The sequence below is a fragment of the Stenotrophomonas tumulicola genome, assembly GCF_014117215.1.
Lineage (GTDB): Bacteria > Pseudomonadota > Gammaproteobacteria > Xanthomonadales > Xanthomonadaceae > Stenotrophomonas > Stenotrophomonas tumulicola.
Window position 1 is genome coordinate 210,340 of record NZ_JACGXS010000002.1, and the last position, 12,886, is coordinate 223,225.

The 12,886-nt window shown below is 65.2% G+C and carries 8 protein-coding genes; 5 read left to right on the top strand and 3 right to left on the bottom strand.

Annotated features, from left to right (window positions below; all coding sequences use genetic code 11):
• Positions 1-41 precede the first annotated feature (41 nt).
• Genes H4O11_RS06525 through H4O11_RS06535 form a run of 3 tightly spaced genes read left to right on the top strand, consistent with a single transcriptional unit; the run spans position 42 to position 3,823 of the window.
• On the top strand, positions 42-1,094 hold the full coding sequence (locus tag H4O11_RS06525) for an N-acetyltransferase DgcN family protein (RefSeq protein ID WP_182338591.1): 1,053 nt from the start codon (positions 42-44) through the stop codon (positions 1,092-1,094).
• Positions 1,095-1,098: 4 nt separating this feature from the next.
• On the top strand, positions 1,099-2,226 hold the full coding sequence (locus tag H4O11_RS06530) for a YkvI family membrane protein (RefSeq protein ID WP_182338592.1): 1,128 nt from the start codon (positions 1,099-1,101) through the stop codon (positions 2,224-2,226).
• 13 nt (positions 2,227-2,239) lie between these two features.
• Positions 2,240-3,823 (top strand): serine hydrolase, encoded by a 1,584-nt coding sequence (locus H4O11_RS06535; RefSeq protein ID WP_182338593.1) that lies wholly within the window; start codon positions 2,240-2,242, stop codon positions 3,821-3,823.
• Positions 3,824-4,243: 420 nt separating this feature from the next.
• Here H4O11_RS06535 and H4O11_RS06540 read toward each other — a convergent pair whose 3' ends face one another.
• The 3 genes from H4O11_RS06540 to H4O11_RS06550 form a co-directional block, all read right to left on the bottom strand.
• Entirely contained in the window at positions 4,244-6,757 is a 2,514-nt protein-coding gene (locus H4O11_RS06540; RefSeq protein WP_182338594.1) for a sulfite reductase flavoprotein subunit alpha, read from the bottom strand.
• Positions 6,758-6,788: 31 nt separating this feature from the next.
• The gene (locus H4O11_RS06545; protein WP_343042790.1) at positions 6,789-8,891 is read right to left on the bottom strand and encodes a TonB-dependent receptor; all 2,103 of its coding nucleotides are present in this window, start codon (positions 8,889-8,891) and stop codon (positions 6,789-6,791) included.
• A 127-nt stretch (positions 8,892-9,018) separates the two neighbouring features.
• Positions 9,019-9,426 (bottom strand): winged helix-turn-helix transcriptional regulator, encoded by a 408-nt coding sequence (locus tag H4O11_RS06550; RefSeq protein ID WP_182338595.1) that lies wholly within the window; start codon positions 9,424-9,426, stop codon positions 9,019-9,021.
• Between the two features lie 93 nt (positions 9,427-9,519).
• Between H4O11_RS06550 and H4O11_RS06555 the strand changes: the two genes are divergently transcribed.
• Positions 9,520-10,128 carry an FMN-dependent NADH-azoreductase gene (locus H4O11_RS06555; protein ID WP_182338596.1) on the top strand — a complete coding sequence of 203 codons (609 nt, stop codon included), beginning with the start codon at positions 9,520-9,522 and terminating at the stop codon, positions 10,126-10,128.
• A gap of 387 nt (positions 10,129-10,515) precedes the next feature.
• Positions 10,516-12,807: a choline BCCT transporter BetT gene (gene betT, locus H4O11_RS06560; protein ID WP_182338597.1), complete on the top strand. Its 2,292-nt coding sequence runs from the start codon at positions 10,516-10,518 to the stop codon at positions 12,805-12,807.
• Positions 12,808-12,886 lie beyond the last annotated feature (79 nt).

The window sequence follows — 12,886 nt, forward strand, 5'->3', positions numbered from 1 at the left end:
TGCCGATGGTGGCCGTCATCTCCATACCCCGAGACCAGCGCATGCAGACCGCGATTCCGATGCCGCACGAAACCGAAGCGCTTCCGCAGCCATACCTGTTGTTCCTCGGCGACACGGTCGAGCCGAGCTACGCAAAGACAGCATTCGGCTTGCGCGACTGGGCGCGTGACCGCTGCCTCGGCGAGTTCGCCTGCGAAACCGCCCGCGTCAGCACCGGGCTGCCGTTCCTCGCCCCCGTGCAGGCGCGACAGGCCGGCGCCCGCGCCATGGTCATTGGTGTTGCCAACCCCGGCGGGCACATCCCCGCCGCGTGGATACCGCTGCTGGTGCAGGCACTGGAGGCGGGGCTGGACCTGATCGGCGGCATGCACATGCGGCTGTCGGACATCGAACTGTTGCGGAACGCGGCGCGGGCGCTGGGGCGACGCCTGATCGACGTGCGCGAGCCACCATTGAACATCCCGGTCGCCAGTGGTGCCAAGCGCACCGGCAAGCGCCTGCTCACCGTCGGCACCGATTGCGCGCTCGGCAAGAAGTACGCGGCGTTGGCGCTGGCGCATGCTTTCCAGCAGCGCGGCGTGGACGTCGATTTCCGCGCCACCGGCCAGACCGGCATCCTGATCGCCGGGGCTGGCGTGCCGATGGATGCGGTGGTCGCAGACTTCGCTGCAGGGGCGGCCGAGACGCTGTCACCCGATGCGGATCCGTCGCATTGGGATGTGATCGAAGGCCAGGGTTCGCTCTCGCACCCGGCCTATGCCGGCGTGTCGCTGGCGCTGCTGCATGGCAGCCAGCCGGATGTCATCGTGGTGTGCCACGAGCAGGGGCGCGAACGTGTACTGGGTTACGAGCACTACGCGCTGCCATCGATCGAGGAAACGATCGGCCTGGCATTGACCCTTGGCGCGCGCACGAATCCGGCGATCCGTTGCGCCGGTATCAGCCTCAACACCGGTGCGCTGGATCCAGAGGCCGCCCGTGCCGCCATCGACGGACTGGCCGACCGCCTTGGCATGCCGGTGGCCGACCCGGTGCGCGGTGGCGATGCCTTCAAGACGCTGGTGAACGCATGCCTTGGCGAGCAGGCAGGCTGACCGGATGACGACCCTGCCGACGCGATTCCAACGCTGGATATTGCCGGGGCTCGCTTTCAAGGCAGCGGTGATCGGGGGTGGCTACGCTACCGGGCGTGAGCTGGCGGAGTACTTCATCCCCAGTGGGCCGCAGGGCGGGATGCTGGCGATCCTGGTGGCGATGGTGTGCTGGAGCGTGGTCTGTGCGCTGACATTCGGCCTGGCCCATGCGACGCGGAGCTTCGACTACCGCCACTTCTTCGACATGCTGCTCGGTCCGTTCGCGTTCCTGTTCGAACTGGCGTACGTGGTGTTCATGGTGCTGATCCTGGCCGTGTTCGGCGCAGCCGCAGGCGAGATCTTCGCGGCGATGCTGGGCTGGCCGACACTGGTCGGCACGCTGTTGCTGATGTTGGCCATCGGCTTCTTCGCCGCGTTCGGGAACGAGACGGTGGAGGCATTGTTCAAATGGGTATCGGTGCTGCTGTATGGCACCTATGCCGTGTTCATGGTGCTGGTGCTGGGCAGGTTCGGCGGTGCGGCACTGGAAACGTTGGCGACGCCCCAGCCGACCACCGGCTGGCTGCAGGGCGGCCTGACCTATGCCGGTTACAACATCGTCGGGGCGGTGATCGTGCTGCCCTTGGTCCGGCATTTCCTCAGCCGGCGTGATGCGATCGTTGCCGGGGTGTTGTCGGGGCCGCTGGCAATGTTGCCGGGGCTGTTTTTCTTCCTGTGCATGCTGGCGTGGTATCCGCGGATTGGCGATGTAGCGCTGCCGTCGGACTTCATCCTGCGCCAGCTGGACCTGCCGGTTTTCCATGTCCTGTTCCAGATGATGATCTTCAGTGCGTTGCTGGAGAGTGGCACGGCGGTCGTCCACGCCTGCAACGAACGCATCGCGCGGGCCTGGCAGGGGCGTGGTGGCGGTCGCCTGGGCAGGGCACCGCGGTCGGTGGTCGCAGGGTGCCTGCTGGTCGGCTCGATCTTCATTGCCGACCGCGTCGGCCTGGTGGCGCTGATTGCCCAAGGGTATCGCGGGCTTGCGTACATGTTCCTGGCCATCTACGTGCTGCCGCTGCTGACCATCGGCATCTGGCGGCTGTTGCACCGCGATGCGGCGCCCAAGGTGGCGCCGTTGGCGGATTCCTGACTGGAGATCATCAATGATCCTGACGTCCAAGGCCTTGTGGCCCCTCTTTGCTGGCGTGATGTTGTGCATGGCAGCGCACGCGCAAGTGCCTGCCGGCTTCGATGCGCGGGTGGAGCAGGCGATGCGTGCGCGCGACGTGCCGGGAATGGCGATCTCGATCGTCAAGGATGGGCAGATCGTTCATGCCCAAGGCTATGGCGTGCGCAGGCTGGGCAGCGCCGAACGGGTCGACGCGGATACGATCTTTCCGACAGGTTCGACCGGCAAGGCAGTGACGGCCGCGGCGCTGGCGATCCTGGTCGACGATGGCGTGCTGGACTGGGACGACAAGGTCATCGACCACCTGCCGGAATTCCGCATGCACGACCCATGGGTCACGAGCGAGATGACCGTGGCCGACCTGCTGCTGCATCGAAGCGGACTCGGGCTGGGTGCGGGCGACCTGCTGTTCATCCCCCGTACCTCGCGCAGCCGTGCGGAGATCGTGACGGCCCTGCGCAACATCAAGCCGGCCACCAGTTTCCGCAGCGGCTACGCCTACGACAACATCCTCTACATCGTCGCCGGCGAGCTGGTGAGCCGGGTCAGCGGGCAGCCCTGGGAAAGTTTCGTGCGTACGCGGATCTTCCAGCCGCTCGGCATGGCCACGGCCGTCAGCGATGAAAAGGATCGTTTCGCGAACCCGAACCGGGTGCAGCCACATGCGCGCCTGGATCCGAGGCTGCGTGGCCTTGGCCCGCAGCAGGTGTTGCCCGAACGGGACGGCCTGGGCCAGGTGGGGGCGCCAGCGGGAGGGCTATCGTGGAGTGCGAAGGACTTCGCGCGCTGGATCCAGGGGCAGCTTGCGCTGGGGGCGTTGCCGGATGGAAAGGGACGGATGTACAGCGAGGCGTCGGCACGCGCGATGTGGACGCCACAGGTACCGGTTCCGATCCGACCGTTTCCCGCACCCATCGCCGATATCACGCCGCAGTTCTCTGCCTACGGCTATGGCTGGAACGTGCAGGACTACCGCGGGGTGAAAGTCATCCAGCACGGTGGCGCGGTGTTTGGCGTGCTTGCCTTCGTGGTGCTGGTGCCGGAGCACAACCTGGGTATCGCATTGCAGATGAATTCCGAGGACGTGGAGGTCATGCGGGGCCTGGGCTACGAGTTGCTGGACCATTACCTGGGCTTCGAACCGCGTGACTGGGTTGGCGCGTTCTCCAGCTGGAACCAGCAACGGCTTGCTGGCGGCCTGGAGGCGTTGGGCGAAGTAAAGGGACCGGCCCGCAAGGTCTCACGGCCGTCGTTGTCGCCGGATGGCTACGCCGGCAGCTACACCGATGCGTGGTACGGCCCGATCGCCATCTTCGAACAGAAGGGCCAGCTGCGGATCGACTTCAAGCAGACGCCGGACATGGCTGGCACGTTGCATCATTGGCAGTACGACACATTCCGCGTGGACTGGGACGATGCGTCGATCGAGCCGGCGTATGTGACCTTTGCGTTGGATGCCGAGGGGAAGGTCGCGAACGTGGACATGAAGGCAGTTTCGCCACTGGCAGACTTCAGCTACGACTACCAGGACCTGCATTTCAAGCCGTCGGAAAAGTAGATCCATCCTGGATACCTGTCTGCGGGCGGCTGTCGGTGAATGAAGCCGGGGCATCGCTGCGTTGCTGGAACGGCCGTGGCGCAAGTGGGTGGGAACACATTCGACGAGACAGGTATGATCGACATGTCCCCATCCGGTGATCCAAAAGGCGTCAGGTGCCCCACCCCATGCCCGCTCTGCCAACCGCTGCGGATTTTCCTCCCGGCACGCAGTTCATGATCCTGGAATTCGACGTTCCGTTAGCGCGCGTTCCCGGTGAGGGGCGCTGTGAGTGGTTCAACTGGTATGGCGGTCGTCCACGTCCCTATCCCGTTGAGAGGCTCAGGGTCGATAACAATTGGTTGGCATCTTCATTCGAAGAATGGGTGGCGTTGGTGCAGGCATCCACCAAGGCATAGATCCTTGCACCATGGATCGGGCTCAATACACGTCGCGCCGGTAGCGGCCGTCGCCGAGCAGGGCATCGACCGCATCATCGCCGAGGATGTCGCGCAGCGCGCCATCGACGCCCTCGGCCATGCCATGCAGCGAGCCGCAGACATAGATGCTGCCCCCCAGCCCTACCCAGGCGCGCACTGCGTCCGGCGCGGCACGCAGGCGGTCCTGTACGTAGCCGCCGCCCTCGGGATCGCGTGAGAACGCGAGGTCCACGCGACCAAGGTGCCCCTGTTGCTGCCAGGCATCGATCTCGTCGCGGAACAGGAAGTCGTGTGCACGGGTACGTTCGCCGAATACCAGCCAATGTCCCCGGTCACCCTGTGCGGCTGCTTCGCGCAGCAGGCTGCGCAGGCCTGCGATGCCGGTGCCGTTGCCGATCAACAGCATCGGCGCATGCTCGGGATGGCGGTGGAAGCCGCTGTTGCGGCGCACGCGTGCCTGGATCCGGTCATCGCTGCCGGCATGCACGCACAGCCAACCCGAGCCCAGGCCATGCCGTCCGTCGGGCAGGGCGGTCAGGCGGATCACCAGATGGACAGCGTCATCGTCGGGCACCGAGGCGATCGAGTACTCGCGATGCGGCAGGCTCGGCAGCTGGGCCAGCCAGCTGGCTGCGTCGATGACTGCAGCAGCCGGTGGCGCGTCAGGTAACAGCCGTCCTGCGGCAGCTTCGGCCAGGGAGGTGGCATGGCCATCCAGGACAAGCATCGCGGCAGGATCCAGGCCATGCCGTTCCAGCACCTCCAGCACGTGCGCGCGTGCATGCTGCGGGGCAATCTCCAGGATGTCGCCGGCCTGCCATGCGGCATGCGCCGGTGGCACCAGCGCGACGTGCCAGATGGCCCCGGCAGCGCTGCCGGGGTTGAGCTGCGTGCGCGTTGCCAGCTTCCACGGCTGCAGTTCTACCGGCGTGGCCAATGGGCTGTGGTCTTCCACGCCGGTCAGCGATGCCAGCTGTTGCTGCCACTGCGCCAGCGGCGCGGGGTCGGTGCGGTCCACTTCGATACTGGGAAACAGGCGGCTTGCGCCCTGCGTCGCCAGCCATCCATCCAATTGGCGCGAGAAGCCGCAGAAACGCGCGTACTCGCCGTCCCCCAGGCCCAGCACGGCGTAGTGCAGTCCGCCCAGCAGCGCTGGCCGTGCCATCACCCTCCGCTCGAAACCGCGTGCTGCATCGGGCGCTTCGCCATCGCCGAAGGTGCTGGTCACGAACAGCGCTTTGGGTGCTTTCGCCAGCAGATTGCCATCCAGCTGTGCCAGGGGGCGCACCTGCACCGGCAGGCCGGCCGCCTGCAACTGTCCTGCGGTGCGCCAGGCCAACTGCTCGGCAAAGCCGCTCTGGCTGGCGAAGGCGACCAGCCACGGCGCCTGTCCGGCGTCGTCGGCGCTGGCGGGCAATGGCAGGCGCGAGGCGCGTACCTGCCGCTTCTTGCGGCGGCGATCCAGGTACAGCATCCAGCCGGTGATGAAGAACACCACCATGCACAGGCTGGAGAGCATCACGATGATCCGGCCGGGCAGGCCGAAGAAGCTGCCCGAATGCAGCGCGAACACGCTGACAATGATCTTGCCACCCGCATCCTTGGCGGCGTAGGGCTGGTACTGGAGCAGCGCACCGCTGGCCGGATCCAGCTGCAGGATGTCCTGCGCGCGATCATGGGCGGCAACGCTGCCCTGCACGCGGCCGAGCAGCGGACGGCCCGGCCTGGCCGGGAAGCGCAGGTCGATGTAGCCGCGGCGCACGCCTTCCAGCCCATACAGCGTGGCCTGCACCTTGTGCAGGTCCAGCGGTCCGTTGCTGGCGCGGATATCCTGCTGTCCGGTCTCCGCAGCGCCGAGCAGCCGGGTTGCGCCCTGGCGGTACCAGTCGAACGACCACCACAGGCCGGTCAGGGCGATCATCAGGTAGACCAGCAGCACCCAGGTGCCGACCACCGAATGCAGGCTCCACAGGAAGCTGCGCCCGCTGCGTGACCATTCCACCGCCAGCCACGTGCGCCAGTGCCACCAGCGGCGCGGCCAGCGCAGGTACAGCCCGGACAGGCAGAAGAACACCAGCGCGATCGCACAACTGCCGACGATGGTGCTGCCGCGCTCGCCGCTGACCAGGTGGCGGTGCAGGTCTTCGACGAAGGCGAAGAACCCCAATCCCTTCAGGTCGTCCAGCACCGTGCCGGTGTACGGATCGAAGTAGCGCCAGTTGGCCTGGCCGCCCTCGAACCGGGCCACCGACAGGCGCTTCCCGGTGGCGTCCACGCGCAGCCGCTGAAGTGGTTGCGGCATGTCCTGCTGCAGGCGCGGCAGCAGGTCGGCCAGGGCCAGTGGCTGCTCGCCGGCGGCATGTCGCTCGACTACCTGCGCCAGCGGCGGGTTGGCCGCGCGCATGATCTCGTCCTCGAACGCCAGCGTGGCCCCGCTCAACCCCATCACCGCCAGGACGGTGCCGGCGGTGATGCCCAGCAGCCAATGCAGCTGGAACAGGACAGTCTTCAACATGCGATCGATTCCAGTTGCGGCGAATGCAGGATCAGAAGTCCAGCTGGTATCCCAGGGTCACGGTGCGGCCGCGCCCGGCGAAATAGCGGTCCGGTTCGATCAGCGCGCTCTGCGAGTAGTAGGTGATGTACTGGCGGTCGAACAGGTTGGCCACGCCCAGTTGCATGCTGCCCCTGGCCAGTTTGTACTCAGCGGCCAGGTCGAACAGCGCATAGCCCTGGAACCGTTTGGCGGCTTCATCGAAATTGCGGTTGAACGCATATTGACCCTGTATGAAGGTCGACAGCGAGGGTGTCCACTGCGCGGACCAGTTCATGATCACCCGGTTCGGCGCGATGTTCAGGCCGTCCAGGCGCGCATCCAGGCGGCCATCGGCATCGCTGTCATAGCGGCCCCGTGTCCACGCATAGGACAGGCCCAGCTTGTGCGCATCATCGAGACGGTAGCGCACGCTGGCGTCCAGGCCCTCGATGCGGGTCTTCTCGCGCGCCATCTGGAATGCGCCGTCGACCGCGATGATGCGGGTGCCCAGGTCCGAGCGCGACTGGAACAGGGCTACCTCCGCTTCCCATGCACCTGTACGCAGGCGCCCACCGAGTTCGACGTTGCGGGTCAGCACCGGCTCGAGTGTCTTCAGGTCGGCCACGGCGGTATCGGGGGTGTCGATCGAGCGCAGCACGCGGCCGACATCGGGCATGCCGAAGCCTTCGGAGTAGCTGCCGAACACGTTGAAGCTGTCGCTGGGTGCGAACACCACGCCGGCATTGAACAGGTTCTCGCGGAACGACAGCTTGCCGCCCTGCACGTTGACCCGGTTGTAGCGATACAGGGTCTGGTAGCTGTCGATCTCCAGGTCGGCGTCTTCGTGGCGCACGCCACCCTGCACGGTCAACTGTGGCAGCAAGCGGTATTCGCCCTGCACGAACGCGGCGACGTTGCGGAACTCGGAATCGGGCACGTAGGTGCGACCGGTGCCGTACAGGTCCTGCTTGCCACTGTCCTTGAGCAGATCGATGCCGCCGGTGAGCTTGAGCTTGCCGTCGAGCAGGTCGTCGCGACCCAGGCTGGTCTTGGCGCCCCACTTGGAAGCGACCGAACGCGACTGGTCGTACAACGTGCCGATCGGCGCGATCAGCGGGTCCTGGAAGGTCGCCGAGCGGTCGCCACCGAACAGGCCCTCGAATTCCTGGTTGAACACCATCGCCTTCAGTTCCATGCCGGCCAGGTCGTGGTGGGTATAAGCCAGGCCGGTGGTCCATACATCGTTCCACGGTGGTGTACCCGGCGGGGTGCCACGCACCGAGGTCGTCGGCAGGCCCGTGTCACGGTTGCCGGCCACGCTCAGGTAGTCGGCCTTGGATTTGATCCGGTAGCGATTGGAACTGAATTGCAGTTCCTGGTTGTCGTCGATCCAGTAACCCAGCTTGGCGTGCAGGTCGTAGGCACGGGTCGCCATCAGGTCGCCCTGGGTGGTGTCGGTGCCGATGGCGGTGCCGTCTCCATCCAGCCACAGGCCCTGGTCTTCGTAGCCTGCGCCGAACAGGTAGTCCCAACGTCCCTTGCTGCCGCTGATCCGGTAGTCGGTGCGGTAGCTGGTGGTGTCCCCGTCCAGGCCACTGGTCGGCACGGTGGCCTGCACGCCGATGTGCTGGTTGACCTCGCCCGGTTCGGGGCGGCGGGTGATCAGGTTGATGGTGCCGCCGGTGGCTCCCAGCCCGTTCATCGCATTGGCGCCCTGGATCACTTCGATCCGCTCGACCATGGCGTAGTCGATGGTGTGTGTTTCACGGCCGGTCGGGCGCAGGGGATTGGACTGCGGGATGCCGTCGACCAGGATCAACGGCGTGCGGCCGCGCAGGGTTTCCCCACTGCCGTTCATCTTGCCCCGGCTGGGCGTGTAGGACGGCAGCAGGCTGGACAGCAGGTCCGAGGAGTTGCCGCTGATGCGCAGTTGCTGCTCGATGGCCTGGCGGTCGATGATGACCACGGTCTGTGGCGCGGTGTCGGCGTCCTGGCCGGTGCGCGACGCGCTGACGGTCACGGTGTCGAGGGTGCGCGCATCGTTCTGCTGGGCCTGGGCGGCGGGCGCGGACAGCAACGGGATCAACGCGAGGAACAGCGGCGAAAAGCGCACGGGCACGTCCTTGGGTAATGGACGTGGCAACACCAGTCCAAAAGCTAATGAGAATTAATCCCATATTCTTGGGCGATGGGCGCGGCCTGTCAATGCCTGGCCGGAAGGGCCGGGACGTTGCGGCGCCTTATTTGGCTGTTGCTGCCGGTTTTCCCTGCAGGCGTTCGTGCTGGTCGAATGCTTCCCTGGCCGCATCGATATCGGCGATGTGGTCACTGGCCCAGTTCCCCAGTGCGGTCACCGGCTCGGTGAGCGACAGGCCCAGCGGCGTCAACGTGTATTCCACATGCGGAGGCATGACGGCGATGACGGTCCGGTTGATGAGTCCGTCGCGCTCGAGGCCGCGCAGGCAGAGCGTCAGCATCCTCTGCGAAATGCCATTGATGGAGCGCTTCAGCTGGGTGAAACGATACGGTCCGCCAGCCAGGAGCATGATGATGAGGATGCTCCATTTCTCGCCAACGCGGGCCAGTACCTGACTGATCTTCTGACAGTCTGAACTCTGGAAATCTGTAGGTGGAACAGTCACATCCATGATACCCGGTACCCTTTTTGTGCCGTATTGTGCGTGTTTTTCAGCATGGTTACATTGTTAGCCCCAGTCACAATTATATACCGGGTGCCTACCATGTTACTTCTCCACGTCAACGCCAGCATCCTGAGTGAACAGTCGGTCAGCCGACAGCTTACGGCGGCCATCGTCCAGCGCTTCACCGATACCGATCCCTCACTCCAGGTGACGGCCTACGACCTTGTCGCCCAACCCGTGGGCCACCTGTCCAACGCCGAATTCCTTGCCTTCCAGGGCCTGGAGCCGGAAGCCCCGGATGCCAGGCAGGCGGTAGCCGGCAATGCGGGCATCCTCAACGACTTCCTCGCTGCCGATGTCGTTGTCATCGGTGCACCGATGTACAACTTTTCGCTGCCTTCGCAGCTCCGGACATGGCTGGATCGTCTCGCGGTGCCGGGCAGGACTTTCCGTTACACCGAAAGTGGCGTCGAAGGCCTGGCAGCGGGCAAGCGCGTGATCATCGCTTCCACGCGTGGCGGCCTTTATGGCGAAGGTACGCCGATGGCCATGCTCGATCATCAAGAAACCTATCTGCGTGGCTTCTTCGGTTTCCTCGGTATAACCGACATCACCTTTGTCCGCGCCGAGGGCCTGGCGTTCGGGCCGGATGCCCGTGCCGCAGCCATCAGTGCCGCGGTGGCCGATGTGCAGCAACTGGCTGCATGACATCAATCCGGAAGCCAGCTTGGATACTTCGTATTTGACTGTCGTGGCAGCAGGCCCTTAGCATCACCACGCGCCAGCAAGCTGGCTCTCCCCGCGTAGCGCACCCTGCATCCAGGGTGGCTCCCCCCCGGATGGGGCGCACGACGGACGCACACAGTCCGCCGACATCGCGTTGATGACACTTCCCGCACCGGCAGTCGTTGCCGGCAGTCAGGGTCCGGCCGGAATCCTTCCGGCCGCTATTCCCATGGGCGCCGCGCAGGCTCTGCGCGGCGCGCTGTCATTGGCATTTCAGGCAGTTTCGCCTGCGGATGGAGAGGAAAGGATCGGTTTTCGATCGTAACCGGCTCGTAGTCCGCTGCGGGCCCCTGAGGAAAAGAGTAAAGCATGCCTATCAAGCCACCCGACGACGAACGTCCTGAATCCGCCCGGCCGGAGAGGCAGGAACCAGGGGCGTCGGTGGGAAAAACGCATCCGCCGCTTGAGCGCAGCCGGTTCGGCGGCACCCAGCACCGCCATGAGCGGCATGAAGAGGACGAGGCGCCGGTATCGCGCAGCGACCTCAGCCGGGGGCCGCAGGAACTGCTGGAGGATCGCGCGGCGCGCATCAACTGGCGCGTGCTGCTGGTGTCGTCGCTGGTGATCCTGGCTTTCTCGGTATGGGCCATCCTCATCCCCGACGACGCGCGCGCCACCATGAAGTCCGCCGTCGACTGGATTGCAACGAACCTGGGCTGGTACTACGTGCTCACCATGTCGCTGGTGACCGGCTTCGTGCTGTGGGTCGCTTTTTCCAAGGAGGGAAGCGTGCGGCTTGGCCCCGACCATTCGCGGCCGCAGTACAAACTGACGACCTGGGTGGCGATGTTGTTCGCCGCCGGTGTTGGCATCGACATGCTTTTCTATTCGGTCACCGGCCCGGTGGTGCAGTACCTGTCCCCGCCAGCGGGGCAGGGCGGCACGGCCGAGGCGATGCAGGATGCCGTGGTCTGGACGATGTTCCATTACGGCATCGCCGGATGGGCGATGTACGCGCTGCTCGGCATGGCGATGGGCTATTTCGCATACCGCTGGGGCATGCCACTGTCGATCCGCGCAGCGCTCTATCCGCTGCTGGGCAAGCGCGTGCGTGGTTCGCTGGGCGATGGCATCAGCATCATCGCGCTGGTCGGCACCGTGTTCGGCGTGGCGACGTCGATGGGCATCGGCGTGGTCCTGCTGAGCGTTGGTTTCTCGCTGATCTTCGGGCTGGAACAAGGCATCGCACTGCAGATCGCATTGGTGATCGGGGCGGTGCTGCTGACCATTGCGGCCACCACGTCCGGCGTGGACCGCGGCATCCGCTGGATATCCGAGCTGAACCTGTGGAGCGCGGTGGCGATGATGCTCTACATCCTCGTCACCGGGCAGACTGCGTTCCTGTTGAACGCGCTGGTGGAGAACATCGGCCAGTTCCTGGTCACGCTGCCGGCGCGCACGCTGCAGACATTTGCCTACGAGCCCGGCGGCGCCCAGTGGATGGGGGGCTGGACGCTGTTCTTCTGGGCGTTCTGGCTCGCATGGGGGCCGTTCGTGGGGGTATTCCTTGCGCGCATCTCGCGCGGGCGCACGTTGCGTGAGTTCGTGATCGCTGCGATCACCGCGCCGGTGCTGTGCGACTTCATCATCGTGTCGCTGTTCGGCAATTCGGCGCTGTTCCAGGTGCTGCAGGGCAATACCAGCTTCGCCGAGCTGGCGGTACATAGCCCGGAGCGGGGTTGGTATGCGCTGCTGGGCATGTTCCCGGGGGCGATGTTCCTGACCGGCCTGGCCACGCTGTCGGGGTTGCTGTTCTACCTGACCAGCGCCAATTCGGGTGCGATGGTGATGTCGAATTTCTCCGCCTCCATACCGGATCCGTCGCAGGACGGACCGAAGTGGCTACGCATCTTCTGGGCCGTGCTCACCGCCGTGCTGGCGGTGGCGATGCTGCTGGCCGGCGGCGTTACGACGATGGAATATGCCACGCTCATCTTCGCGCTGCCGGTGACCATCATCGCGTTCCTGGTGATGGCATCCTTCTACAAAGTGCTGCGGATGGAGCGTGCAGAGCGCGAAGGGCAGGTACTGCACAAGCGTTCCATCGCCCCGATCGGCGGCCACCTGCCGGAGCGGTCGTGGAAGCAGCGGCTCGAGCAGCTGCGCGCGTTCCCGTCGTTGCGCCAGGTCAACCAGTTCCTCGAACGCACCGTGCGGCCTGCGCTTGACGACGTTGCCACCGAGTTCCGCAACCAGGGTTATGACGTCGAGCGCGGCGGCATGACCAATGCGAAAGACATCGAGGAACCCATGCTGAGGGTATCGATGGATGCGTTCCGGGCCTTCCACTACCAGGTGGCCATCGTCGAAGCGCCGGTGCCGATGTTCAGTGGCCGCATGTCGCGTGAAACCGATGTGTACTACCGCCTTGAAGTGTTCACCCAGACCGGTTCGGGCGGCTACGACCTGATGGGGCTGACCCGGCAGCAGATCATCGATGATGTGCTGGATCGCTACGAAGCGCACCTGGCCTTCCTCACCGTCTCCTCGGAAACCGATGCGGCATCGGTGCTTACGCCGCGGGTAGCACCGCAGAACCAATGGTCGGCCGTGCCCAGGGATGCCGGGGATGTCCAGGATCTGGACGGCGGACAAAAATGATGCCGTAGGGCATCACAATCCCCATCACATGGAAATGGCAGCATCGACGGATGTCCGGACATCCGTCCATGAGGAGACT

Excerpts from the sequence above, each read along its gene's own strand:
- H4O11_RS06555 (WP_182338596.1), top strand. The coding sequence starts at position 9,520 with ATGTTACTTCTCCACGTCAACGCCAGCATCCTGAGTGAACAGTCGGTC.
- H4O11_RS06535 (WP_182338593.1), top strand. The coding sequence starts at position 2,240 with ATGATCCTGACGTCCAAGGCCTTGTGGCCCCTCTTTGCTGGCGTGATG.
- H4O11_RS06530 (WP_182338592.1), top strand. The coding sequence starts at position 1,099 with ATGACGACCCTGCCGACGCGATTCCAACGCTGGATATTGCCGGGGCTC.
- H4O11_RS06540 (WP_182338594.1), bottom strand. The coding sequence starts at position 6,757 with ATGTTGAAGACTGTCCTGTTCCAGCTGCATTGGCTGCTGGGCATCACC.
- betT (WP_182338597.1), top strand. The coding sequence starts at position 10,516 with ATGCCTATCAAGCCACCCGACGACGAACGTCCTGAATCCGCCCGGCCG.
- H4O11_RS06525 (WP_182338591.1), top strand. The coding sequence starts at position 42 with ATGCAGACCGCGATTCCGATGCCGCACGAAACCGAAGCGCTTCCGCAG.
- H4O11_RS06550 (WP_182338595.1), bottom strand. The coding sequence starts at position 9,426 with ATGGATGTGACTGTTCCACCTACAGATTTCCAGAGTTCAGACTGTCAG.